The organism is Cutibacterium sp. KB22876, from assembly GCF_059728865.1.
Genome location: NZ_AP040858.1, coordinates 2,577,407 through 2,602,778 on the forward strand (window position 1 = coordinate 2,577,407; position 25,372 = coordinate 2,602,778).

Annotated in this window: 21 protein-coding genes, 1 pseudogene and 1 riboswitch; of the genes and pseudogenes, 8 read left to right on the forward strand and 14 right to left on the reverse strand. The window is 63.5% G+C overall.

The features are described from left to right. Positions 1 to 25: 25 nt before the first annotated feature. Positions 26 to 160: riboswitch (FMN riboswitch) on the reverse strand. A 105-nt stretch (positions 161 to 265) separates the two neighbouring features. The 5 genes and pseudogenes from AC6I1W_RS11705 to AC6I1W_RS11725 all read right to left on the reverse strand — a co-directional run bounded on the left by AC6I1W_RS11705 (position 266) and on the right by AC6I1W_RS11725 (position 7,019). Continuing rightward, positions 266 to 1,849, reverse strand: a complete 1,584-nt coding sequence (locus AC6I1W_RS11705) for a cell division protein PerM (protein WP_117189646.1) — start codon at positions 1,847 to 1,849, stop codon at positions 266 to 268. Positions 1,850 to 2,003: 154 nt separating this feature from the next. Then, positions 2,004 to 2,897, reverse strand: coding sequence for a succinate--CoA ligase subunit alpha (sucD, locus tag AC6I1W_RS11710; protein ID WP_063279532.1), 894 nt, complete (start codon positions 2,895 to 2,897; stop codon positions 2,004 to 2,006). A 3-nt stretch (positions 2,898 to 2,900) separates the two neighbouring features. Next, the gene (sucC, locus tag AC6I1W_RS11715) at positions 2,901 to 4,076 is read right to left on the reverse strand and encodes an ADP-forming succinate--CoA ligase subunit beta (protein ID WP_117189645.1); all 1,176 of its coding nucleotides are present in this window, start codon (positions 4,074 to 4,076) and stop codon (positions 2,901 to 2,903) included. 211 nt (positions 4,077 to 4,287) lie between these two features. Beyond that, positions 4,288 to 6,720, reverse strand: coding sequence for a DNA helicase PcrA (gene pcrA / locus AC6I1W_RS11720; protein ID WP_462552823.1), 2,433 nt, complete (start codon positions 6,718 to 6,720; stop codon positions 4,288 to 4,290). Between the two features lie 68 nt (positions 6,721 to 6,788). Beyond that, a pseudogene (locus AC6I1W_RS11725) lies at positions 6,789 to 7,019 on the reverse strand (hypothetical protein). Between the two features lie 139 nt (positions 7,020 to 7,158). On the opposite strand from AC6I1W_RS11725, the gene AC6I1W_RS11730 reads away from it, so the two are divergent. The 6 genes from AC6I1W_RS11730 (at position 7,159) to AC6I1W_RS11755 (ending at position 12,135) form a co-directional block, all read left to right on the forward strand. After that, positions 7,159 to 8,121 (forward strand): MetQ/NlpA family ABC transporter substrate-binding protein, encoded by a 963-nt coding sequence (locus AC6I1W_RS11730; protein WP_117189643.1) that lies wholly within the window; start codon positions 7,159 to 7,161, stop codon positions 8,119 to 8,121. 30 nt (positions 8,122 to 8,151) lie between these two features. Continuing rightward, positions 8,152 to 9,234 (forward strand): methionine ABC transporter ATP-binding protein, encoded by a 1,083-nt coding sequence (locus AC6I1W_RS11735; RefSeq protein WP_065673833.1) that lies wholly within the window; start codon positions 8,152 to 8,154, stop codon positions 9,232 to 9,234. After that, positions 9,234 to 9,887, forward strand: coding sequence for a methionine ABC transporter permease (locus AC6I1W_RS11740; RefSeq protein WP_065673834.1), 654 nt, complete (start codon positions 9,234 to 9,236; stop codon positions 9,885 to 9,887). The genes AC6I1W_RS11735 and AC6I1W_RS11740 overlap by 1 nt, the downstream gene beginning before the upstream one ends. A gap of 87 nt (positions 9,888 to 9,974) precedes the next feature. Next, positions 9,975 to 11,237 (forward strand): phospholipase D-like domain-containing protein, encoded by a 1,263-nt coding sequence (locus tag AC6I1W_RS11745; RefSeq protein ID WP_065673835.1) that lies wholly within the window; start codon positions 9,975 to 9,977, stop codon positions 11,235 to 11,237. A gap of 146 nt (positions 11,238 to 11,383) precedes the next feature. Beyond that, positions 11,384 to 11,647 carry a GlsB/YeaQ/YmgE family stress response membrane protein gene (locus tag AC6I1W_RS11750; RefSeq protein ID WP_004808934.1) on the forward strand — a complete coding sequence of 88 codons (264 nt, stop codon included), beginning with the start codon at positions 11,384 to 11,386 and terminating at the stop codon, positions 11,645 to 11,647. A gap of 161 nt (positions 11,648 to 11,808) precedes the next feature. Then, a complete protein-coding gene (locus tag AC6I1W_RS11755) occupies positions 11,809 to 12,135 on the forward strand; it encodes a PspC domain-containing protein (protein WP_065673836.1) in 327 nt (108 codons plus the stop codon). A gap of 67 nt (positions 12,136 to 12,202) precedes the next feature. Here the strand turns inward: AC6I1W_RS11755 and guaA are convergent, their stop codons facing one another. After that, positions 12,203 to 13,756, reverse strand: coding sequence for a glutamine-hydrolyzing GMP synthase (gene guaA / locus AC6I1W_RS11760; RefSeq protein WP_065673837.1), 1,554 nt, complete (start codon positions 13,754 to 13,756; stop codon positions 12,203 to 12,205). Positions 13,757 to 13,958: 202 nt separating this feature from the next. On the opposite strand from guaA, the gene cysE reads away from it, so the two are divergent. Then, positions 13,959 to 14,531 (forward strand): serine O-acetyltransferase, encoded by a 573-nt coding sequence (cysE, locus tag AC6I1W_RS11765; protein WP_065673838.1) that lies wholly within the window; start codon positions 13,959 to 13,961, stop codon positions 14,529 to 14,531. A 4-nt stretch (positions 14,532 to 14,535) separates the two neighbouring features. On the opposite strand, the gene AC6I1W_RS11770 is transcribed toward cysE, so the two are convergent. From AC6I1W_RS11770 to mptB, 4 genes are all read right to left on the reverse strand, one after another. After that, positions 14,536 to 14,886, reverse strand: a complete 351-nt coding sequence (locus tag AC6I1W_RS11770; RefSeq protein ID WP_065673839.1) for a chorismate mutase — start codon at positions 14,884 to 14,886, stop codon at positions 14,536 to 14,538. 58 nt (positions 14,887 to 14,944) lie between these two features. After that, positions 14,945 to 16,048 carry a GuaB3 family IMP dehydrogenase-related protein gene (locus AC6I1W_RS11775; protein ID WP_023033142.1) on the reverse strand — a complete coding sequence of 368 codons (1,104 nt, stop codon included), beginning with the start codon at positions 16,046 to 16,048 and terminating at the stop codon, positions 14,945 to 14,947. 34 nt (positions 16,049 to 16,082) lie between these two features. Further along, the gene (gene guaB, locus AC6I1W_RS11780; protein ID WP_015582215.1) at positions 16,083 to 17,597 is read right to left on the reverse strand and encodes an IMP dehydrogenase; all 1,515 of its coding nucleotides are present in this window, start codon (positions 17,595 to 17,597) and stop codon (positions 16,083 to 16,085) included. Positions 17,598 to 17,693: 96 nt separating this feature from the next. Beyond that, a complete protein-coding gene (gene mptB, locus AC6I1W_RS11785) occupies positions 17,694 to 19,193 on the reverse strand; it encodes a polyprenol phosphomannose-dependent alpha 1,6 mannosyltransferase MptB (RefSeq protein ID WP_117189642.1) in 1,500 nt (499 codons plus the stop codon). A 286-nt stretch (positions 19,194 to 19,479) separates the two neighbouring features. Between mptB and AC6I1W_RS11790 the strand changes: the two genes are divergently transcribed. Beyond that, a complete protein-coding gene (locus AC6I1W_RS11790; protein ID WP_171048655.1) occupies positions 19,480 to 21,204 on the forward strand; it encodes an alanine/glycine:cation symporter family protein in 1,725 nt (574 codons plus the stop codon). 146 nt (positions 21,205 to 21,350) lie between these two features. Here AC6I1W_RS11790 and groL read toward each other — a convergent pair whose 3' ends face one another. The 4 genes from groL to AC6I1W_RS11810 all read right to left on the reverse strand — a co-directional run bounded on the left by groL (position 21,351) and on the right by AC6I1W_RS11810 (position 25,353). Then, complete coding sequence (groL, locus tag AC6I1W_RS11795) at positions 21,351 to 22,946, reverse strand: chaperonin GroEL (protein WP_016666017.1); 1,596 nt, start codon at positions 22,944 to 22,946, stop codon at positions 21,351 to 21,353. An 11-nt stretch (positions 22,947 to 22,957) separates the two neighbouring features. Continuing rightward, positions 22,958 to 23,254, reverse strand: coding sequence for a co-chaperone GroES (gene groES / locus AC6I1W_RS11800; protein WP_065673843.1), 297 nt, complete (start codon positions 23,252 to 23,254; stop codon positions 22,958 to 22,960). A gap of 206 nt (positions 23,255 to 23,460) precedes the next feature. Beyond that, entirely contained in the window at positions 23,461 to 24,423 is a 963-nt protein-coding gene (locus tag AC6I1W_RS11805; RefSeq protein ID WP_249361309.1) for an LppM family (lipo)protein, read from the reverse strand. A 102-nt stretch (positions 24,424 to 24,525) separates the two neighbouring features. Further along, positions 24,526 to 25,353, reverse strand: coding sequence for an LppM family (lipo)protein (locus AC6I1W_RS11810; protein ID WP_117189639.1), 828 nt, complete (start codon positions 25,351 to 25,353; stop codon positions 24,526 to 24,528). Positions 25,354 to 25,372 lie beyond the last annotated feature (19 nt).

Genomic DNA, 25,372 nt, shown 5'->3' on the forward strand with positions numbered 1-25,372 from the left:
CACGGGGCTGACGACGCCAGCCACCTGCCGTGCTGCCTCCCATCCGGACTTTAACCGTCGGTACCGGAATTCCACCGGTTCAACCTCACCGTCACGAGGACGGCTCGGGTCGCGGACTGTCACCGCCGGTTCGGACTTTCACCGACCCCGGAGCACGTGTGCTTGAGGACAAGTATGCACCCATTTGCCACGGCGTGTGGCGTCATCCCAGGAGTTCATGTCGGCAGGGGGGGCGACGCCACCCCTGAAGGCGGTCTCGCCCGGCTCAGGAATGGTGGGTGGTGTCCCCGTTGTCGGGGTTCCCGTGATCGTTCTGAATGGAGTCGTAGATGCCGTGGCCGATGGTCTCTTCCTCGACCGCCTTGATGTCCTTGGACGCAGCCGTGGGACGGGTGGTCCTCCTCGACCCGGTGTCCTTCCACGACGACTCATTTTCGACCGAGGTCGCACCCTCACCAGCATCTAGGTCCTCGGCCTGAACGGCGCGGGTCTCCTCCGCGTCAGCTGCTTTCGCAGCAGCTTTCTTCTCGGCCTTAGCCTGTTTCCTGGCAGCCCGGCTCCGGGCCCTCTCCTCGGACTTGGCTGCGTGGGCTTCCTTGTGTGCCTCGCGACGCTCTGCACGCCCCTGACGCGACTCCTCGGATTGCAGCTGGCGAGTCATACCGACGGCGAACCCGCACAGCATCGTCACCAGGGTGAGGATACCGACCGCGCATCCAGCCATAGCCGGCATGATCGTACCGACCTCACTAAGGCGTCCATCACCCAGGCTGCCACGACTCAGCAGGCCCAGGATGGCCAACACGAGCCCGGACAACAGACCAGAAAGAGCACCGATACCCGCTCCTATCTCAAACCCGGCCTCCGGCAGGGACTTCATGACAAGAATGCCACCGACGATTCCGGCAACCACCGGGACGGCAAACCAGGCACAGGCAGCCGGGCTCAACGGACCGTTGGAGGGCAAGGCCCCAAGCACTGGCAATGCCGGGACGATCCCGAGGTGTGTTCCGAGCGGGGAGACGAAGGTCTCGGTTCCAAGGGCAAACCCCGGGCCGACCGTCCATGAGGTTCCCCACAGTGCCATGGTGGGCAGCCAGGCCAGTTGCAGCAGGATGAGGCAGACTCCCCCCCATCCGGTGGCTCCGATCTGTTGGTGCAGGTGGACCACGTTGCTCGCATGAACGAGCAGGGCGACGGCTAGTGCGGCTGATCCGCCTGCCAGGCAGATGGCAACGGTCGACCCAACAGCCTTCGGCAGTCCACGAGCCCAGTGGGGCAAGCCGCCGAACGGGTTGACGCGTGCACCGCGACTAGCCCCGACGAGACCTGAGCACAGTCCAATGAGAAGGGCACCAACCATGGCCGTCACCCAGTGGGACGTACCGGCGGCAGCCGTCATGATGATTGCCGCGAGAAGCTCGATGGTGGCGTGGAGGGCAATCGCCTCACCGATATGTCGACGTGGCGGGTGTCCGTCGTGGCGATGCCACAAGACGCGGGTGCCATAGCGGCAGGCTTCCTCACCGAGCAGCAGGCTGACGCAGGTGAGCCCCAGCGGGATGAGGCCGACGTGGATCCCGATGATGTCGATGGGCACACCGTGGCCACTCAGCCAGAGGCTCGACGCCGCAACAAGGATGCTCGGGAAGGACCGACCGTTACTGGACAACCACTCCGGGACGATGATCCCGGCCAAGGCGAGCCATTGGGCCAGGATGGCTGCTGCTGCGGCCGCCAGGACGACGACCGGCCATGGCCACGGGACGCGAGGCTCACGAGGTCCGTCAGCCTCGGAGGACTCAACGACGAACCTCGCCGAGGTCGATGTCGAGCCAGATGTGCCCATGTGGGAGTCCTGTTCGGTTCGGGGAAGAAGATCATCTGGAACCCTACCGTCCACCGGCGACGATTCTGAGTCACCACACCTGTGAGCACGACACAACGCACGGAACCCGGCTCCACAATGGGGCCGGGTTCCGTGCGAACACAGGATCAGGGCGTCACTTCTTGAGCGAGTCCATCGCCTCGTGAGCCAGCTTGGCGGTCTCGGTCGGGGTCTTGCCGACGCGAACGCCAACAGCCTCGAGAGCCTCCTTCTTGGCGGCCGCGGTGCCCGAGGAACCGGACACGATAGCGCCGGCGTGACCCATCGTCTTTCCCTCAGGAGCGGTGAAGCCAGCCACGTAAGCCACAACCGGCTTCGTGACGTGCTCAGAGATGTACTTGGCTGCGCGCTCCTCTGCGTCGCCACCGATCTCACCGATCATGACGATGATGTCGGTCTCCGGGTCGTCCTCGAAGGCCTGCAGGGCATCGATGTGGGTGGTCCCAATGATCGGGTCGCCGCCGATGCCGATGGCCGTCGAGATGCCCAGGTCGCGCACCTCGTACATGAGCTGGTAGGTCAGGGTGCCGGACTTGGAGACCAGGCCCACGCGTCCCGGGCCGGAGATGTCGGCGGGAATGATGCCGGCGTTGGACTTTCCGGGGCTGATGATGCCCGGGCAGTTCGGGCCGATGATGCGGGTCTTGCCGGAACGCTGGGCGGCGGTGAAGAACTCCGCGGTGTCCTTGACGGCGACACCCTCGGTGATGCAGACAACCAGCGGGACCTCGGCCTCGATGGCCTCCATGACGGCCGACTTGGTGAACTTGGCCGGGACAAAGATCACGGACACATTGGCGCCGGTGGCCTCGACGGCCTCCTTGACGCTGCCGTAGACCGGGACGGTAACGCCACCGTTGAAGGACACGGTAGTGCCCGCCTTGCGCGGGTTGACGCCACCGACGACGGCGGTGCCGGAGTCGAGCATGCGCTGGGTGTGCTTCATGCCCTCCGAGCCGGTCATGCCCTGGACGATGATCTTGGAGTTCTGGTCGAGAATGATCGCCATGTCTCAGGCCTCCTTGGATGCGAGCTCGGCGGCCTTGCTGGCGGCCTCGTCCATGGTCGGGACCATGGTCACGAGCGGGTGGTTGAATTCCTCGAGAATCTTGCGGCCCTCGGCCACGTTGTTGCCGTCAAGACGGACGACGAGCGGCTTGGAGGCCTTCTCGCCCAGCTTCTCGAGAGCGCCCTTGATTCCCAGCGCCACCTGATCGCAGGCGGTGATGCCGCCGAAAACGTTGACGAAGACGGAACGGACCTGCTCGTCGCCCATGATGAGGTCAAGGCCGTTGGCCATGATCTCGGCCGAGGCGCCACCGCCGATGTCGAGGAAGTTGGCAGGCTTCGGGGATCCCGGAAACTCCTCGCCGGCGTAGGCGACGCAGTCCAGGGTGCTCATGACGAGGCCGGCGCCGTTTCCGATGACGCCGACGTTGCCGTCGAGCTTGACGTAGTTGAGGCCGAGCTCACCGGCGCGCAGCTCCAGTGGGTCGGTGGTGGCGCGGTCCACCAGGGCTGCATGCTCCGGCTGACGGAAGGAGGCGTTGTTGTCGACGGTCATCTTGCCGTCGATGGCGAGGATGCGTCCGTCACCGGTCTTGATCATCGGGTTGACCTCGACGAGGGTGGCGTCCTCGTCCCGGTAGGTCTCCCACAGCTTGACGACAGCCGGGACGATGGCGTCCTGCTCCCCCTCGGGGAAGCCAGCCTCAGTAAGGATCTCACGAGCCTTAGCCTCGTCGATACCGTCGATCGGGTCGACCGGCACCTTGGCCAGGGCCTCGGGCCGCTCCTTGGCGAGGGTCTCGATGTCCATGCCACCCTCTCGAGAGCACATCGCCAGGTAGCGACGCTCACCACGGTCGAGCAGGATCGAGAAGTAGTACTCCTCGGCAATGTCAGCTCCCTCGGCGATCATCACCTTGTGAACGGTGTGACCCTTGATGTCCATGCCCAGGATGGCCTTGGCGTGCTCGGCCGCCTCCTGAGGGGACTTGGCGATCTTGACGCCGCCAGCCTTGCCACGGCCACCCACCTTGACCTGCGCCTTGACGGCGACGACGGGGGTGCCGAGCTTCGCTGCGGCCTCGGACGCCTGCTCGGGAATCTCCGCGACGACGCCTCGAAGCACAGGCACACCGTGCTTCTCAAACAGGTCGCGGGCTTGGTATTCGTACAGGTCCACAATCTCTCCACTCTGCGAGTCGACCGGCCGTTGCCTGGCCGGGAACGGGGCTGACGGCAACCTGCCATCTCGAACACAAGAATGTTCACAATGAGGTCGACGCGGTTGGTCGTTTGCCCACCGAGAACAGATTAACAACCCCGACGGTCCAGTGCCCACCCGGTGTCACGACGTCGAGCGATCCGACGTGGGAAAACTCCCGAGGCCGTGCTCACAGCTTCTCGAGCGGAGCGAACTTCAGCGCCAATCTCTTGAGACCAGCCGACCCGAAATCGACGTCAGCCTTGGCGTTCTCACCTTGACCAGAAGTGGCTTTGACGGTGCCGAGTCCGAAGGTGGAGTGCAGCACCTTGTCCCCCACGGACAGCGAGAGGGACTTGCTCCTGGGCGCATTCGCGGGTCCCCGTCCGGACCCGAAGGCAGGGGTGCCGTCATTCAAGGATCCGCGTGCCGAGTGTGAGCGACCACTCGCGGAGGTCGACCATCCCACCGAGACCTGGCCGAGCCTCTCCCACTCGATGAGGCGCTCGGGAATCTCGTCGACGAATCGGCTCGGCGGGTTGTACTGGGCCTGCCCCCACATCGTCCGCACCGCGGCCCGGGACAGGAACAACCGTTTGCGAGCACGGGTGATGCCCACATAGGCCAGCCGTCTCTCCTCCGCCAGTTCGGTGGCGTCTGCCAGCGACCTCATGTGGGGAAAGACGCCGTCCTCGAATCCAGTGATGAAGACGGTGTCGAACTCCAAGCCCTTGGCGGTGTGCAGGGTCATCAGGGTGACGACCCCGTCGGAACCGGTCGGTAACTGGTCCGAATCGGCGACCAGGGCGATCTGTTCAAGGAAGGCCGGCAGGGAGTCGTCGGCCGACAACTCGAGGTCCTCGACGTCGCCTTCCTCTGCGGCATCGATGTCGATGGCGTGGACCCTGGCCACGAATTCCTGGGCCACCGAGACCAGCTCGACGAGGTTCTCCAGCCGCGTCTCGTCCTGGGGGTCCTTGGAGTTCTCGAGCTCGGCGATGTAGCCGGATTCCTTGAGGATGGAGCTGGCGATCTCATCAGCTCGCCTGCCCTGCTCGACCATCGCGATGTGGTCCTCCATCAGGCTGACGAAGGTTCGGATCTGGTTGACCGATCTCGTTGCCAGTCCATTGATCTCGTCGATCCGCCTGAGGGCCTCCCAGAAGCTGATCCGTCGAGCAGTGGCGAACATCTCGACGGCGGCCTCGGCCCGCGCACCAATGCCGCGGCGTGGAGTGTTGAGGATGCGTCGCAGCGAGACGTCGTCGGAGGGGTTGGCGATGGCGCGCAGGTAACTCACCGCGTCACGAACCTCCTTGCGCTCGTAGAACTTCACGCCTCCGACGACCCGGTACGGCAGACCGGTACGAATGAAGACATCCTCAAAAGCTCGCGACTGGGCGTTGGTGCGGTAGAACACCGCGACCTGTCCGTAACTGGTGCGCCCCTCGTCCACGAGCTCGTCGGTGCGTCGCGCCACCCAGGCCGCTTCGTCATGTTCGGTATCAGCGACATATCCGACGATCTTGTCGCCGTCACCCTGATCGGTCCACAGATTCTTGGCCGGACGGTTTGGGTTGACCTTGATGAGATTGTTCGCGGCAGTGAGGATCGTCTGCGTGGAACGGTAATTCTGTTCCAACAGGATCGTCCGAGCGCCGGGGAAATCCTTCTCGAAATCAAGGATGTTACGAATCGTCGCGCCACGGAAGGCGTAAATCGACTGGTCCGAGTCACCCACGACCATGAGTTCGGGCGAATCGACGCTGCGCGCTCCGTCAGCCAATGGCACCGGATCATCCCCGCACAGCTCCCGGATGAACTGATATTGAGCAGTGTTGGTGTCCTGGTACTCATCGACGAGGACGTGGCAGAAACGGCGGCGGTACTGCTCACGCACGTCCGGGAACCGCCTCAACAGGGTGACGGTGCACATGATGAGGTCGTCGAAGTCCAGGGCGTTCGCAGCACGAAGGCGACGCTGGTACTCGACATAGACCTCAGCATTCGTTCGATCGTTTCCGCTACTGGCATTCTCGAGAGCCTGATCGGGAGTGATAAGCTCGTTCTTCTGGTTCGAGATCCAGTTCATGATCGCCCGTGGCTGGAACTTCTTCGGGTCCAGATTCTGATCGCGGGTCACCAGGGTGATGAGTCGTTTCGCGTCGGTGTCGTCATAAATGGAGAAATTGCGCGAGATGTCCAGACGATCAATGTCGGTCCGCAGCATTCTCACCGCAGCGGAATGGAAGGTCGACACCCACATCGGCTTGGCCCGGTTGCCCACCAGATCGACGACGCGCGCCTTCATCTCAGCCGCAGCCTTGTTGGTGAAGGTGATGGCCAGAATGGAACCGGGATGGACACCGCGCTCCCCCACTAGGTGCGCGATACGACGGGTCAGGACACGGGTCTTGCCCGAACCAGCACCGGCCACCACGAGGACCGGGGCCCCCGCATGCAGGACGGCCTCACGCTGGGGCGGGTTGAGGTCGGCCAGCAGGTCGACGGAAGAGACTCCTGCCGTAGTCATCGCGGCATGCGTCGGCAAGACCCCCGGTTCGACCGGGTGGCGCCTCTCATTGGTCGACTCGAAGAACGAAAACAGATCCGGTGTCGTCATGGCGGCTCACAGCCTACCGGTCCGTCAGGGCCCTCCACAGGGCGCTGATCCCCATGACTCACTGGTGTTCATCCAGTGAAACAGACGCTCACGCATTGACAGCATCGGATGAATGGCCGTAAGTTCAAGGAAAGCTCGACCCGATCAGGGTCGCCACCAGAATTCAGGAGCACTGCTATGACTGCGGCCTTCAGCCACACCGTCGACGCCGACCTTCGCGCGGCCTCGATGATGATGTGCCGCTCGTGCTACCTGCGAATGCTCGGCACCTGCTGACGGCGGACTGGTTCCGCCGGCAGGACTTCCGGCCCCTCTCTCCCACTGGTTCATGCTAGTGGTCGGTCTATGCCCACATCTGCACACTCATGCAGACCGACGTGCCATACCCGATCGCATCTTCACCCGAATCCACCCAAGACATATCCAGGAGACCAACTCATGAGCGCATCCACCCCCTCGGCGTCGACCCCTGAGGCTCTTCCCGAAAAGCCCGGTGGCCACCACACTGGCCTCATCGTCGGCATCATCATCGTCGTGCTGGCGATCATCGCCGGCATCATCTTCGCGGTGAACAAGAACAAGGGTGACGACTCAGCAGCTGGCGGCACGACGACCGTCAAGATCGGCACCACCGAGGCCGCCAACGACTACTGGAAGGTCCTCAAGAAGAAGGCCTCCGCCGAGGGCATCAACATCGAGGTCGTCAACTTCAACGATTACACCCAGCCCAACGTCGCCCTTTCCCAGGGGCAGGTCGACCTCAACGTCTTCCAGCACCTGCTCTTCCTGGCTGACTACAACGTCAAGAACCACGACAACCTCACCGCGATCTCCGCGACCTACGTCGTCCCGTTGAACATCTACTCCAAGAAGTACCAGCAGGTCTCCCAGCTTCCTGCCGGGGTCACCGTTGCCATTCCGAACGACGCCACCAATCAGGGACGTGCCCTTCTCGTGCTGCAGAAGGCCGGACTGCTCAAGCTACGCAACGGCGGGTCTGCCCTGTCGACCCCTGCCGACGTCATTGCCAACCAGTCCAAGGTGAAGGTTAAGGCCATTGACGCCGCCCAGACGGCTGCCTCCCTCGACGGTGTCGATGCCGCGGTCATCAACAACAACTTCGCCGCCGACGCCGGCCTGGATCTCAACAAGGTTCTCTACAAGGACAACGCCACCGGCAAGTCGGCCGACCCCTACGTCAACATCATTGCTGCCAAGGCCGCTGACAAGAACAACGAGACCTACAAGAAGGTCGCCAAGCTGTGGTCGGACCCCGAGGTTCAGAAGTCGATCGTCAAGCAGTCCGGCGGCACTGCCAAGGTCGTTTCTGATCGTTCCCAGGCCGATCTCGACAAGATCTTGGGCGATCTGACCACCGAAATCAAGAAGTCGAATTCCTGATCCCTATCCGATTTCCCAGCGAGGCTCCCCATGGCAACAGATGTCGCGCCTGCTTCGGCGCCGCAGTGTCCTGATCACATCGTCTTCGAACACGTCACCAAGGACTTCCAGACCCGTATCGGGCCGGTGCGAGCCTTGGACGACGTGAGCCTGGCGATCAAGAGAGGTTCCATCTCAGCGGTCATCGGACATTCCGGCGCTGGAAAATCCACCCTGGTGCGCCTCATCAACGGGTTGGAATCCCCGACGAGCGGGCAGGTACTGGTTGACGGCACCGACGTCTCCCAGCTCTCCGACAAGGCGATGCGCCCGCTGCGAACCGACATCGGGATGATCTTCCAGCAGTTCAACCTGTTCGGGTCCCGGACTATCTACGACAACGTCGCCTACCCACTCAAGCTGGCTCGCTGGAAGAAGGCCCAGGAGAAGGAGCGCGTCACCGAGCTGCTGAGCTTCGTCGGGCTGACGAGCAAGGCATGGGATCATCCCAACCAGCTCTCCGGCGGACAGATGCAGCGAGTCGGAATCGCCAGGGCGCTGGCCACCAAGCCGTCGATCCTGTTGGCTGACGAATCCACCTCCGCCCTCGACCCGGAGACGACGGCTGACGTCCTCTCCCTACTCAAGCGGGTCAACGAGGTTCTCGGGGTGACGGTTGTCGTCATCACCCACGAGATGGAGGTCGTCCGTTCCATCGCTCAGCAGGTCTCGGTGCTGGAAGCTGGACACCTCGTCGAGACCGGGAGCGCCCGGCAGGTCTTCGCCCATCCACAGTCCGAGACCACCCAGCGCTTCCTGTCGACGATCATCGGTCAGCATCCCAGTGGGGAGGAAGAGGCCCGGCTGCGCTCGGAGAACCCTGGCACTCGCCTGGTCGACGTCAGCTCGGTGTCCAGTGACGCCTTCGGGGACGCGCTGGCTCGTATCGGCCAGACGGGGGCTTCCTTCCGGATCGTCCATGGTGGAGTCATCGAGGTCCACGGCGGCTCGCTGGGCAATTACACCGTGGCCTTGTCGGGCCCCGACGAGGCCGTCGAGAAGGCTGCCCGGATCCTGACCGACGCCTCCGACACGGCTGCCGCCACCACGACCACCAGTCAGGAGGACCACTGATGAGTGATTACCTGCGTCCGATATATCTGCAGTCCATCTGGGAAACCCTCTTCATGGCCCTGATCACCCTGGTGATCGGCGGTGTCTGTGGACTGGTGCTGGGCATCCTGCTCTACGCCACCCGTCGCGGTGGGCTGCTCGCCAACAAGGTCGTCCACACCATTCTCAACGTCATCGTCAACATCATCCGGCCGATTCCGTTCATCATCTTCATGACGGCGATCGCTCCACTGACACTCAAGGTCGTCGGAACGACGATCGGCGTTCGTGCCGCCACCTTCCCACTGTGCATCGCGGCCACCTTCGCGATCTCCCGAATCGTCGAGCAGAACCTCGTCACCGTCGAGCCCGGTGTCATCGAGGCTGCGCGCGCCATGGGCGCCGGTCCGTGGCGGATCCTCTTCGACGTCGTGGCCCGTGAGGCCCTGGGCCCGCTGATTCTCGGATACACCTACATCCTCATCGCGATCGTCGACATGACGGCCATCGCCGGTGCTCTGGGCGGTGGCGGTCTGGGGCAGTTCGCCATCACTTACGGTTATCAGCGGTACGACTGGACGGTGACGGCCGTTGCCGTCGTGACGATCATCATCGTCGTCCAGCTGGCCCAGTTCCTGGGCAACTGGTTGGCGCGACGGGCACTGCGCCGGTGATCAACCAGTCGTCATGACACAACGTTTCCAGGCCCTCGACGCCGACTGCCTCGCAGCCGGTGTTCGGGGGCCCGGTACCCTGAGCACATGACCCGGGCCCCTCGCCAGAAAACCACCCTTCGCCGCGTCCTGCACTGGGTAGCAGGCGGAACGGTTGCCGCCCAGATGGCCACGATGGCAGGGCTCGTCGTCTTCAACGGCGTCAGGAGACGGGGTCGCCGTCCCTACCGCTTCCCCACCGCCTCGGTGGAATCCCTCGAGGTGGGCGATCACCAGGTCGAGATCTTCACCTTCGGACGTGACCTCTACGCTGCGATGATCGCCGACATCGAGGCGGCTCAGCACACCATTTATCTCGAAACCTTCATCTGGAAGAACGACGAGGTCGGTCGACAGTTCCGCCAGGCCCTCGTCGACGCCGTTGCCCGAGGCGTCGAGGTCTATGCGATGTGGGACACCTTCGCCAACCTCGTCGTCGATCCGCGCTTCTTCCGCGAGCTGCACGGCGTCCATGTGCGCGCCCAACCGCTCGTGACCCCGTCGTGGATGCCAACCATCCGCAACATGGGACGCGACCACCGCAAGCTCCTCGTCGTCGATTCCGGCGTCGCCTACATCGGTGGGTACAACATCGGGTCCCTCTACGCGGATCGGTGGCGTGACACCCACGCCCGTATCACCGGCCCGGCTGTCGGGGAATTGGAGAACACCTTCGTCGACATGTGGAACCAGCGACCCAAAGGGGCGTTGGTCTCGCGACGCAATCAGCCGGTGTTGCCCTCCCCTGGGGTGCGCTACTGGGACACCCCCTTCGCGGTACACCGCAACTCCCCGCGGATGGCCGTCTATCCCATTCGGAACATGTACCTCGAGGCCATTGACCGTGCCAGTGAGCGGATCTGGATGACCCAGGGTTATCTCATTCCGGACGATGACGTCGTCGCTGCCCTTCACCAGGCGACCTCTCGCGGGGTCGACGTGCGTATCGTCATTCCCGCCGAGTCGAATCACGTCATCGCTGACTGGCTGAGCCGTGGCTACTACGACCGGCTCCTTCATCAGGGAGTACGGCTCTTCCTCTACCAGGGAGCCATGGTGCATGCCAAGACCTGCACCATTGACGGCATCTGGTCGACGATCGGCACGGCCAACCTCGACAGGTTGTCCCTCCAGGGCAACTATGAGGTCAACATCGCCATCACCGATCCCACTGTCGCCGAGCGGATGGCTGAAATATTCGAGATCGACATGGCGAACTGCGTGGAGCTCACCCTCGACGAATGGCAGTCGCGATCCAACGTCGCAAAATTCACCGAGGCGCTGTTGTCCCCATGGCGACCATTTTTCTGAGATTCCGTCGCCAGCGTAAAAAATGACGTATTACCTAGCCAGGCAACTGTTGTCGCTGGTAACAATACGCACTTTTGGTTAAGTACTCGGCTACGATCCGTGATCGTTACTGGACGTTTTGACCCATCGTCAACGACACTGGACGCATGGGATTCTTTGCATGGATTGTTCTCGGACTCATCGCCGGCGCCATCGCCAAGGCCATCATGCCGGGCAAGCAGGGCGGCGGCATCCTCGTCACCCTCCTTCTCGGCGTCGTCGGCGCGGTTCTTGGTGGCTGGCTCGGCTCCCTCATCTTCAACAAGCCCCTTGGCGACTTCTGGAACCTCTGGACCTGGCTCATCTCAATCGTCGGTGCCCTCATCGTCCTGTGGATCTGGGGTGTCATCACCAAGAAGAAGAGCCAGTGACCTACTGATCTCTCGCCCCTCTCCAGCGAGGCCCCGTCCAAGGACGGGGCCTCGCTGCATGTATGGGCACCTCCGGGACACCCCGCGCTCATTGATGTCTCCGTGCGCCTCACAGACACGTGGCACGATGGATGTAAGCCACTAGTCAGGAGGACCGACCTATGGCCACCAAGATCACCCGGCCCGAGGAGGGCCGCATCGTCGGCGGCGTCTGCCAAGGCATTGCCAACGCCTTCGATCTGGACCCGACCATTGTCCGCATCGTCGCAGCGGTCTTGATTCTCGCTGCCGGCTCGGGACCACTCATCTACCTCGTGTTGTGGGTGATCATCCCGGACGAGCGCAGCGGCGCGAGCATGGCTGGTGATGCCGCCCGAAAGGCACGGGACAAGCAGGAATCGCGTCACTCAGAAAATACCTGGAACTTCAATCAGACGACAGCTCCCCATCGTCCCGACGAGACCTTCAACCCGTACAAGGAGGACTGACCTTCAGCTACATGACAGGGCCCGCACCGATCGATCGGTACGGGCCCTGTCATGTCCTGGAGCCGTCTCACTCCCACTCAATGGTGGCCGGCGGCTTCGAGGTGATGTCGAGAACCACCCGGTTGATCTGCGGGCAGGCGTTGGTGATCCGGGTGGAGATCTTCTCCAGCACGTCATAGGGAATGCGGGCCCAATCAGCGGTCATAGCGTCCTCACTGGTCACCGGGCGCAGCACAATCGGCGAGCCGTAGGTACGTCCGTCACCCTGCACACCCACCGAGTGGACGTCACCGAGCAGCACCACCGGACACTGCCAGACCTTGCGATCCAGACCAGCCGCGCTCATCTCCTCGCGGGTGATGGCATCGGCAGTACGCAGCACCTCAAGGCGCTCCTTGGTCACCTCGCCGATGACGCGAATACCCAGGCCCGGGCCTGGGAAGGGCTGGCGCCACACGATGTCCTCGGGCAGGCCCAGCTCCAGGCCGACGGCTCGCACCTCATCCTTGAAGAGGGTGCGCAGCGGCTCGACGAGGCTGAACTGCAGATCGTCGGGAAGGCCTCCGACGTTGTGGTGGCTCTTGATGTTGGCGGCTCCCTCGCCACCGCCGGACTCGACGACGTCGGGGTAAAGGGTCCCCTGCACCAGGAAGTCGATCGTCTGATCGGCGTTGAGCCGTTTGGCGACGTCCTCGAAGGTGCGAATGAACTCGCGACCAATGATCTTGCGCTTGGCCTCGGGATCGGTGACTCCGGCCAGGGCGTCCAGGAAACGCTGGGACTCGTCTGCCACCACGAGGTCAGCGCCAGTGGCCTCGACGAAGTCGTGCTTGACCTGCTCGGCCTCTCCCTGACGCAGCAGACCGTGATCGACGAAGACGCAGGTGAGCTGGTCGCCGACGGCACGCTGCACCAGAGCGGCCGCGACCGCGGAGTCAACGCCGCCAGACAGTGCACAGATGACACGACGGTCACCGACCTGTCCGCGGATCTGAGCGATCTGGTCTCCGACGATCGAGCTGGCATTCCAGTCCGGACGGCATCCGGCGATGTCGAAGAGGAAGTGCTCCAGAACCGTCTGCCCGGATTCGGAATGCTGTACCTCCGGGTGCCACTGCACACCGACGAGCTTGCGCTCCACGTTCTCGAAGGCGGCCACCGGGGCACCTGCAGTACGAGCGAGGGTCGAGAACCCCTCCGGAGCACGGGAGACGGAGTCACCGTGACTCATCCACACGCTGATGGTGTGAGGGATACGGGAGAGCAGTTGACCTGGGGAGGTGATGCACAGGCTGGTACGTCCGTATTCAGAGGCTCCGGTGTGGGCGACCTGACCACCGAGGGCCTGAGCCATGGCCTGGAAGCCGTAACAGATGCCCATCACCGGCACACCGGCGTTGAACAGGGCCGGGTCGACGCTCGGGGCCCCATCCGCGTAGACCGAGGCCGGGCCTCCGGAAAGGATGATCGCGGCAGGTTCCTTGGCGAGCATCTCGCGGACTGGCATGTTGTGCGGGACGATCTCGGAGTAAACGTTCACCTCGCGCACCCGGCGGGCAATGAGCTGGGCGTACTGCGCCCCGAAGTCGACCACCAGAACGACGTCGTGGAGTTGTTCCATGAGGCCGAGTCTATGGCCCAGCGCCCCCTGTCGCGCCACTCGACCGGTCCCCGACTGCGCGAACATCCACCCGATGGGCGTCGGAATGCCGTCAGATGACCACGAAGTGGAACTCCGCCCGCCCTTTCCGTTGGTCGACAGGTCTGGGCTCGATATGGTTCATTCACCGGTACCACTCACTGCAGCAGAACTGAGGCTGGCCATGACGAATGAGACGACGGAACTCCTCCGGACCCTCAAGCGATGGAAGGAACGCGCCATGGAGGACCTCGACGCCGCCATGCGTGAGGACCCCGCCGCCACGTCGAAACTCATGGTCGCCATCGCATACCAGGGCGTCCATGCCATCTGGGCACACCGTCTCGCCCATGCCATCTGGGTGAAGTATCCGGCGCTGCGCCCACTGGCTCGTCTGCTGTCCCAGCTCTCCCGCAATCTCACCGGAATCGAGATCCATCCAGGAGCGACGATCGGGCGTCGGTTCTTCATTGACCACGGCATGGGGGTGGTCATCGGGGAGACGGCGGTCGTGGGTGACGACGTGCTGATGTACCACCAGGTCACCCTCGGCGGACGCGCGCGCGGACACTTCAAGCGTCACCCCACGATTGGCAATCGTGTCCTCATCGGCGCCGGTGCCAAGATCATTGGTGACATCACCGTCGGTGACGACTGCAAGATCGGCGCCAACGCGCTGGTCATCAAGGACGTCGCCCCCGGAACGGTCGTCGTCGGTATCCCGTCGACGGTTCACCAGGGCGACGTCATCGCCTGACCCATCAGTTGCCGAATGCCTCCGAGGTGGACGCATCCGCTTCGGGGGCGCTCGCAGGGTCGTCCTGGGACTCGTCTGCAATGGCCTCGTGGTGACGCACCACCTCGGCAACGATGAAGGTGATGACCTTCTGGGCGAACTCGGGATCGAGGTTCGACTCGATGGCGAGCTGACGCAACCGTGCGATCTGTTCGGCCTCACGGGCCGGATCTGCCGGCGGCAGTCCGCGCTCGGCCTTGAGGCGGCCCACCTCGCGGGTGATCCGGAACCTCTCGGCGAGCAGATGGATGAGGGCGGCGTCCATGTTGTCAATCGCGCCGCGCAACACGACCAATTCTTCGGGCACTTCGCTCATGCCCGAAGGTTAGCCAGCCATCCCGTTCGCCGGGACGGTGTCCTGATTGATGGGACGGTCAGCGAATCGTCAGCTCGATGCGCTGGAACTCCTTGACCTCCGAATAGCCGGTGGTGGCCATGGCCTGACGCAGCCCACCGACGAGGTTCATGGTGCCGTCCGGGACGCGCGAAGGCCCGCTGAGCACCTCCGCGAGAGTACCCACGGGCTCGAAGTGCACCCGAGAACCACGCGGCAGGTCAGCGTGCCATGCCTCGGCACCCCAGTGCCATCCTCTGCCAGGGGCCTCGGCGGCCCGGGCCAGTGGGGATCCGACCATGACTGCGTCAGCACCACAAGCGATGGCCTTGGCGATGTCCCCGGAATGTCCCACCGAGCCATCGGCGATGACGTGGACGTAGCGTCCCCCCGACTCGTCCATGTAGTCGCGACGGGCCTCGGCGACGTCAGCGATCGCCGACGCCATCGACACCTCGATGCCAAGGACCTGGCGGGTGGTGTGGGCCGCTCCCCCACCGAAGCCGACGAGCACGCCAGCCGCGCCGGTCCGCATGAGGTGCAGGGCCGTCTGGTAGGTCGCGCATCCACCGACGATGACCGGGACGTCGAGCTCGTAGATGAACTTGCGCAGGTCGAGGACGTCGTCCCCACTACCGACATGCTCGGCCGACACCGTCGTGCCACGGATGACGAAGAAATCAGCCCCGGTGTTGACGACAGTCTCGGAGAACCGAGACGCATTCTTCGGCGACAAGGACCCGGCTACCGGCACTCCGGCGGCCCGAATCTCGGTCATCCTGGCGGTGATGAGCTCGGCCTTGATCGGCTCGGAGTAGATCTCCTGCATACGGCGGGTGGTGGCGACGTCGTCACTCAGCCCGGCCAGCTCCTCGAGGTACGGCGTGGGGTCCTCGTAACGGGTCCACAATCCCTCGAGGTTGAGCACACCGAGGCCACCCAGACGCCCGAACTCGATGGCCGTCGCCGGGCTCATCACCGAGTCCATCGGGGCGGCCATGATCGGGAAGTCGAAGGTGAGAGCGTCGATGCGCCACTCCAAGTTCACCATCTCGGTGCCGCGGGTGCGCCGGGAAGGGATGAGAGCGATGTCATCCAGGCTGTACGCCCGGGTGGCACGCTTGCTGCGTCCGATGTCGTACATGATTCCTTTCCTGCCGGATTCTCCGGCTCGCCCGTCAGTGGGCGGAGTAGTTGGGGGCCTCGACCGTCATCTGAATGTCATGCGGATGAGACTCCCGCAGACCGGCCGAGGTGATGCGCACGAAACGACCACGCTCGTGCAGCTGGCCAATGGTGCGGGCGCCGGTGTAGAACATCGACTGACGCAGACCGCCAACCAGCTGGTAGGCCACCGCCCCCAGTGGGCCACGGTAGGCAACCTGACCCTCAATGCCCTCCGGGATGATCTTGTCATTCGTGGTGACGTCACCCTGGAAGTAGCGGTCCTTGGAATAGGACAGCTTCTCGCCACGCGCTGACATGGCACCCATCGATCCCATGCCACGGTAGGTCTTGAACTGCTTGCCGTTGATGAAGGCGAGCTCACCCGGGGACTCCTCGCAACCGGCCAGCAGGGATCCGAGCATGACGGAATCGGCACCGGCGACCATGGCCTTGGCGATGTCGCCGGAGTATTGCAGGCCACCGTCTCCGATGACCGGCACGCCGTACTGGCGAGCAGCGCGGGACGCCTCGAAGATGGCAGTCACCTGGGGGACGCCGACACCGGCAACCACACGAGTGGTGCAGATCGAGCCCGGCCCGATGCCGACCTTGATGCCGTCGGCTCCGGCCTCGCAGAGCGCCTTGGCAGCCTCGTAGGTGGCGATGTTGCCGCCGACGACGTCTACCCCCTTGGCGGCAGGCTCGGCCTTGAGCTTGGCGATCATGTCGAGAACGCCCTGGGTGTGGCCGTGAGCGGTGTCGACGATGATGAGGTCGACACCCTCCTCCACCAGTGCCATGGCGCGTTCCCACGAGTTGCCGAAGAAACCGATGGCAGCACCCACGCGCAGACGCCCCTGAGGATCCTTGGTGGCGTTGGGGTACTTGTCGGCCTTGACGAAGTCCTTGAGGGTGAACAGGCCGCGCAGCTTGCCGTCGGCGTCGATCAACGGCAGCTTTTCGATCTTGTGCGCGGCCAGCAGGGAAAGGGCGTCGGACGGACTGGTGCCCACCGGAGCCGTGACCAGCGGGGCCGGGGTCATGACCTCGCGGATGAGGCGCCGCGGGTTCTCCTCGAAGCGCATGTCGCGGTTGGTGATGATGCCGACGAGGTTCTCCTCCTCGTCGACGACCGGAACACCGGAGATGCGGTAAGTGTGGCAGAGCTCCTCGGCATCAGCCAGGGTGGCGTCCGGGGAGATGGTGATGGGTTCGTCGACCATGCCGGCCTCCGAGCGCTTCACCTGATCGACCATCGCGGCCTGGTCCTCGATGGACAGGTTGCGGTGCAGGATGCCGAGGCCACCCTCACGGGCCATCGCCACTGCCATCCGAGTCTCCGTGACGGTGTCCATCGCTGCGCTGACAAGCGGGATTGCGATGTCGATGTTGCGGGAAACCTTGGTCGTCGTGTCGACCTGGGAGGGGATGACGTTGCTCTCAACAGGCTGGAGCAGGACGTCGTCAAAAGTGAGGGCCAGTGGTGCCAGCTCCTCAATCGTGGTCGGGCGGGAGTCCGAGGTCATGAGCCACCTTTCGCCGGGATAAACGTCATCCTATCGCCGCGGGCGTCGAGGTCGCCCAGCCGATCGCCCCGAGCTGGCCGGGAACGCTGGTCGCCGTCAGGTCGTGGCCGTCACGAAAGCCCACGCCGTCGGGACCCGCCGGACAATGAGACATCCGACGATGACCAGCGGCAGGCACACGTAAGGCGACCAGTACCACTGCAGATGGGCCAGGATACTGACGGCCACCACTCCGACGATGACGATGTCGCGGTGGGTGCGACGCAATGGAATCGAGGCGACCAGGGCCAGCGGCCCGATGAGGTACCAGGGTTGCAGGGAGGCCCCGAAGACAGCGAAGGCGATCATGACGCCGGCCTGCAGTCGCAGCGGACTGCCCAGCTGTCCGATGGAGTCGTCCATGCGTCGCAAGGATGGGACAGGGCCCCATCGGGCCCAGCACCACACCATCGCGACCAGGGTGAGGACCAGGCTGACGATGATGGCCGGGCCGACCAGCTCGTCCAGCGGGATCCGACCACTTCCCCGCAGGATCTGAACCACCAGGGCGATCGGTGAGTCGCTCGTCACGGAGACAGGACTGCCTGCCGTCGGGTTGAGCCATCCCAGCCCCAGACCATGGACGGCGGAGATCCCGCCGAATACCGCCAGGGCCGGAATGGCTCCAGCAGCGGTGCGGGCGAGGAGGGCCGACCAGCAATTCCGGTTCGTCCAGCGGTGGCCGCCATGACGCACCGCGTGGACGTGGGCCAGGGTGACGACGCCCACCCCGGCCAGCACGCCCGGCTGCTTGACGGTGCCGGCCAGACCGACGATCGCCCCACCAGCAACGAGTCCCAACCATCCACGTCCGGACAAGATCAGGTGGATCGCCACGATCAGCGCCGCAAGGGACAGGCCGACCTGGAGCCCGTCATTGTGCATGCCGCCGATGATGCTCAGGGTCGTCAAGGGGCAGCATGCCCCCAGCCAGAGGGCATGATCGGGGTCGGCACCGGCATACCGCGCCAGCTGCGGCATCGTCCAGAACATCAGAGCGATGCCGATGATGGCCGGCACGCGCATCAGCAGCACCGACCACAACGGATCGGCGTGAGCGATCGTCACCATCGCTGCCTGGATCCACAGCGATCCCGGCGGATACACCGCTGTCGTACCCCCCCACGGAGTGCCGACGGCCTGACCAAGCACGCCTGCCAAACCCTGGGGAACCACGTAGGGGTCCAGACCCTGAGCCAGGACCCACCCCTGAGCAGCATAGGCCCAACCATCCCGACTGAGCAGCGGCGGACCGAACAACAGCGGTAGCGACCACGTGACGAGGGCGAGGAGGCGAGTGCCGACAAGTTTCCGGGAACGCAACCACGCGATGATCATGGCGCTCAAGCCGACGACACTGCTGGCAACCACGGCCACCCCGACGGGACGCACCTGCTCCGGCATTCCGGCATGGGGAGAACCCCATCCCCACACCACCATCATGACGGAGCCGACGAATCCCATCACGAGCACCTCGACGAGGCGGCGTCGATCGGGATGGGAATGGGCCAGCGCAGGCTGACGATCATGGAAGTGGGTCGTCGTGGTCATCAGCATTCAGCGTAGGGGAACCACACAGCCAGACGACGAGAGAAGACACGGTGTCGAGCGTTTTGGGCCAATTGTCACCCCAACCCGCTAAGGTGCATGAGGCGGTTGTGCTCCGCCACAGGTGCGGCCCTGCCCCCCCTGATACCGGAGTGTGGTGTGGTCGTGCCCACCGGGTCTCTGGCCCCTGTGCGTGTTGAGATCGGTCGGGAAAAGACCGGTACCGCATTGCGGTGTCGCCGGGCTCGGTGTCCAACGTCGTCAACGGATAGGACCGTTCGTGCCACCTGGCATCATGTCATCGCCCGTTTCCGCAATTCTCGAGGCCCCGATTCCAGCTCCGCTGAGCTTGGACCAGGCCATCGACAAATTCTTCTCCCCCATCGCCACCACCATTTCTGACGCGGTGTTCTGGGCCATCCCATTGCCCGGAGGCAATGAATTCCCGCTCATCCTCGCGTGGCTGTTGGCAGCTGGAGTCTTCTTCACGATCTACCTGGGCTTCCAGCAATTGCGCCCAGCCTCAATTCGCCATTCCAGCCATGTGGTGCGAGGACACTTCTCCCGTCACACCGATCCTGGTGACGTCACCAGCTTCCAAGCTCTCGCCACCGAGTTGTCGGGCACCGTCGGCCTGGGAAACATCGCCGGTGTCGCCATCGCCATCGCAACTGGCGGCCCAGGCGCATCTTTCTGGATCGTTGTTGCCGGTCTGGTCGGCATGAGTGTCAAGATGTCCGAGGCGACCCTCGGTGTGAAGTTCCGCGTCGTCAATGAGGACGGAACCACCTCCGGCGGTCCGATGTATTACCTCCGGGATGGCCTGGCCTCGATCGACAAGCCCAAGCTCGGTCGCGTCCTCGCCACCCTGTTCGCCGTCTGCACCACCTTCGGCGTCATCGGCGCGGGCAACATGTTCCAGTCCAACCAGGCCGCCTACCAGCTGGCGATGTTCGCCGGTGGCAAGGACTCCTGGATCGGCACCCACATGTGGGTTGTCGGACTGGTGTTCGCGATCCTCGTCGGCATCGTCATCGTCGGCGGTGCCTCCAAGATTGGCGCTGCCACCTCCAAGATCGTCCCCTTCATGGGCATCCTCTACGTCATCATGTGTCTGGCCGTGATCGGCGCGAACATCACCGAAGTTGGTGACGCCTTTAAGGCCATCTGGTCGGGCGCCTTCACTGGCCATGGCATCGCCGGAGGCGTCCTCGGCGTGCTCATCGTCGGCGTTCAGCGTGCTGCCTTCTCGAACGCAGCCGGTGTCGGTACCGCGGGCATCGCCCACTCTGCCGTGAAGACTCGTCACCCGGCACAGGAGGGCTTCGTCGCTATGTGGGAGCCGTTCATCGACTCCGTCGTCATCTGCACCATGACGGCCATCACCATCATCATCACCGGTGTCTACAAGGATCACGACGCCGATGGTGTTCAGATGACCGCCCACGCTCTCGAGACGGTTGCCCCGTGGTTCAGCTCCCTGCTGACCCTGGCTGTCGTCCTCTTCGCCTTCTCGACGATGCTGTCGTACTCCTTCTACGGCAAGAAGGCTGTTGGCTTCCTGTTCGGGAACTCGGCCACCGCCGAGCGCATCTACAACGGCATCTTCCTGCTCCTGCTGGTTGTCGGTGCGGCCACGAACATGGCCTCGATCCTCGCTCTGGCCGACGCCATGCTCTTCCTCATGGCTGTTCCGAACGTGATCGGCATGTACTTCCTCGCTCGGGTCGTGGCTCGCGAGATCAAGGGTCATCGGGAGCGTGTGGACGCCGGCGTCATTCCTCAGGTACCTGAGGATGCCCAGGCCGGCATGATCGTCGCCAACGAGGCCACTCCTGAGCAGCTCGAGACTGCTGACGAGGAGTACGCCCTGCGTGCGGCAGCCATGGACGCTCGTAGTGAGGAGCTCGATCTGGGACACACGGCCCCAGACACCGAGCGTGACTACCTGGATCATCTGCCCGAAGACCATGAGTTGTTCAACACCATGGACCGTGACGGCAAGCCGCTCAAGGACTGACGCCATCGCGTCGTGAGTGCACGGGGCCCGGGGAATGCTCCCCGGGCGCATCACGAAGACCGACCGGTCACCGGCACGGACGTATAGCAACGGGCCCCGGAACCAAACGGTTCCGGGGCCCGCAGTGATCAGCGAGGATCAGTGACTCACTTGTCGTCGTCTTCTTCCTCCGGCTTGTCCACCACGAGGGTCTCGGTGGTGAGCAGCAAAGCGGCGATGGAGGCGGCGTTGGCCAGCGCGGAGCGGGTCACCTTGACAGGGTCGATGACACCGTCGGCGATGAGGTCCACGTACTGACCAGTCTTGCCGTTGTAGCCGTGTCCGGGCTCCATCTCGGCAACCTTGGAGACGATGACATAGCCAGGCTCGCCACCGTTCTCGGCAATCCAGCGCAGCGGCTCGCGAACGGCCTTGGCGACGATCTGGACACCGGCCTTCTCGTCACCCTCGAGGTGAAGGTTCCCGTCAAGCACGTGCGCGGCATGGATGAGGGCGGAGCCACCACCGGCGACGATGCCCTCCTCGATCGCTGCACGAGTCGCGGAGACAGCATCCTCGATGCGGTGCTTCTTCTCGTTGAGCTCGACCTCGGTGGCCGCACCCACGCGAATGACACACACACCGCCGGCGAGCTTGGCAATACGCTCCTGGAGCTTCTCGCGGTCCCATTCGGAGTCGGAGTTGTCGTACTCAGCACGCAGCTGGGCGACGCGTCCCTCGACGTCGGCCTTGGAGCCGGCGCCGTCGACGATGGTGGTGTTGTCCTTGGTGACGACAACCTTCTTGGCGCGACCCAGAACCTCGAGGCCCACCTGGTCGAGCTTGAGCCCGACCTCGGGAGCGACGACCTGACCACCGGTGAGGGTGGCGATGTCCTGCAGCATGGCCTTGCGGCGGTCACCGAAGGCCGGAGCCTTGACGGCCACCGAGTTGAAGGTGCCGCGGATCTTGTTGACGACGAGGGTGCTCAGGGCCTCCCCGTCGACGTCCTCGGCCACGATGAACAGGTTACCGTGGGCGGCGATGACCTTCTCCAACAGCGGGAGCAGGTCGTTCATCGACGAGATCTTGCCGGAGTGGACGAGGATGTAAGGATCCTCGATCACGGCCTCCATGCGGTCCTGGTCGGTGACCATGTAGGGCGACAGGTAGCCCTTGTCGAACTGCATGCCCTCGGTGAAGTCGAGCTCGGTGCCGAAGGTCTGGGACTCGTCGACGGTGATGACGCCGTCCTTGCCAACCTTGTCGAAAGCCTCGGCGATGAGCTCACCGATCTTCTCGTCACGGCTGGAGATAGTGGCGACACTGGCCATGTCCGAGGTGGTGTCGATGGCGCGCGAGATAGAGCGAAGCTCCTCCACGACGGCGTCGACGGCCTTCTCGATACCGTGCTTGAGACCGACCGGGTTGCCCCCGGAGGCCACGGCGCGCAGTCCCTCGTGAACGAGGGCCTGGGCGAGCACGGTGGCGGTGGTGGTTCCATCACCGGCCACGTCGTTGGTCTTGGTGGCGACCTCCTTGGCGAGCTGGGCGCCGAGGTTCTCGTAAGGATCGGTGAGATCGACCTCCTTGGCGACGGTCACGCCGTCGTTGGTGATGGTCGGGGCTCCCCACTTCTTGTCGAGAACGACGTAGCGCCCCTTGGGGCCGAGGGTCACCTTGACGGTGTTAGCGAGGGTGTCGACGCCGCGCTCGAGGGAGCGACGGGCCTCCTCGTCGAACTGAAGCTGCTTGGCTGCCATGTATCAGCGCCTCACTTCTCGACGACGGCGAGGATGTCGCGAGCGTTGAGGAGCAGGTACTCCTGGCCATCGTACTTGACGTCGGTGCCGCCGTACTTGGAGAAGATGACGACGTCACCCTCCTTGACATCCATGGGAACGCGGGTGCCCTTGTCGTCGACGCGACCGGGGCCAGCGGAGATGACCTTGCCCTCCTGGGGCTTCTCCTTGGCGGTGTCCGGGATGACGAGTCCGGAAGCGGTGGTCTGCTCGGCCTCGAGAGGCTGGACGAGGACGCGGTCCTCGAGCGGCTTGATCGTGGTTGCCACGTCAAGACCCCTTTCTACTGAAGACGGATTGTGTCATTGTCTCTCGCCAGGGGTTGCGAGCCCCGAGCGCGACGAACCATCGGCGTCGCGGGTGCTTCAGGTCCGTTGGCACACTCACCACGAGAGTGCCAACCACGAAAGTACACCCGTGGTTGGCACTCAGGCAACGGGAGTGCCAGAAACGGCCTTCCAAATATCGGCACCAATCAGTTGGATCCGTGGTTCTTCCAGAAGTCATCAGGGTTTGAGAGCGGCTGCTGATCAGGCTGAGGAGCCCCGGTCACATTCCCCGGGACATGTCCCCATGGCTGACCTAGCTGACTCTGGCTCGGGTTCTGGTAGGGCGACTGTTGTGCCTGAGGATTGCCCCGGTCGGGTTGACTGCCCCACTGCGGGGTCTGGCTGTTCCACTGCTGAGGCTGTTGCCCCTGCGGCTGCCCCGGATACTGCATCGCCCACGGGGCATCACCGTTCTCCGGCTCGCTCGCCTTCGGACCCTTCTTCTTGAGCACGACAGCCACGACGATCCCGATGATCGCCAAGGCCGCCACCGCGACGACGATCCAGACCCACGCCGGCACACCATCGTTGCGCTCACCAGTGGCGCTGAGCCCCTCGCTCGAGAACACGTCCTTGGGATCGGTCCAGGTGACGGTGTTCCCGTCGACCTTGCTCGATCCCGAGTGGCTCAACACCTTGCCGGGGAAGATGATGGAGACCTTGAAGTCGCTGAGCATGCTCGCATCGAGGGACTCGGTGGAACCACCTGCGTCATTGAAATAACCCGCATTCATCTTGAAGGTCACCTTGTCTTTGTCGAAGGTGATCTTGCTGCCGTCATCCTTCTTGTTGTACTCGGCTGCCGTGATGTCGCCCGAATAGGTGCAACCGATGTACTGATCATCCTCGAACTTTTCACCCTTCGCGCTCGAGGCCCCGCCGCCCATGCCCTTGACGTCACTGCAGTTGGAGAACTGGGAGGTGAGATCCTCCCCCGACATGTCGGCCATCGACTTGGAGATACCAACCGTGGCCTTGACGTGAATGTGATCCTCGTCCTTGATCTCCATTGCCGTGTCGAATTTGACGCACCCGGCGAGCAGCAACAGGGGTGCAAGAAGCAAGACCAGACAGCGTCTCATATGGCGCGAAACACTCAGCATGCCCACATGGAATCACAGGCATGGGGCCTGACGGTAGGCCCACATGTGCAAACCAATGAAACGGAGCCCTGGAAGCCATATGGTTCCAGGCCTCGTACGAGCTCGCGGTCAGTGTGCGTTTGGGCCAGGCTCAACGCCAGGAGCATGGGGTGGCCGACGGCCTCCCTGGGCAGCCTTCCTCTTGTCCACGACCACAGCTGCAATGGCACCACCAATGGCGACGACGACCACCGCGAGAACCACCCATGTCCAGCCGGGGAAGCCACCTCCGCGCTCGCCTGAGGCCTCCAGGCCCGAATACGATTCGAGGTCCTCGATGTCAGTCCAGGTCACGGTCTTGCCGTCGACCTTGCTCGCCCCCGAATGACTGAGGACTTTGCCAGGGAAGGTCACAGAGACCTTGAAATCAAAACCCTTGGCTGAGCCACCCAATTCCGAGGAGCCAAACCCAGAGATGGCGTCCTGCAGATCAGAACCATCAAGACGGAACCGGACCTTGTCGTCATCAAAGGCGATGAAGATAGGGCCGTCGCCCGCAAAACCCTTCGAAGGTGTGGTCGACGGTTTCGCACTACTCGAGGATGAGGATGCTTGGCCCGTCAGCTCAGCGACCGTCATCGTGCCGGTCACCGTGCAGCCCAAATACTTGTCGTCGTCAAAGGGTTTGACCGTCATCTTGTCGGCAGCGTTCTCATCCAACTCATATGATTTCTTGAGTTCCGAGCAATCGCGAAGCTCTTTCGTGACCTCCTCGGCCTCACTTCCCGTGAACTCGTCGAGGACCGACTTGAGAACTCCGACGGTCAAGGTTGCATCAACATGGTTTTCGTCCTCGATGACGAAACCAGCGTTGAACTTTCCGCACCCCGACAGCAGGAGGAGCGGAGTCAACAGCAGTGCAGTGAGGTATCTTGCCGAGTGCCGAGTGGCCACCATGAGCACATGACATCACAGA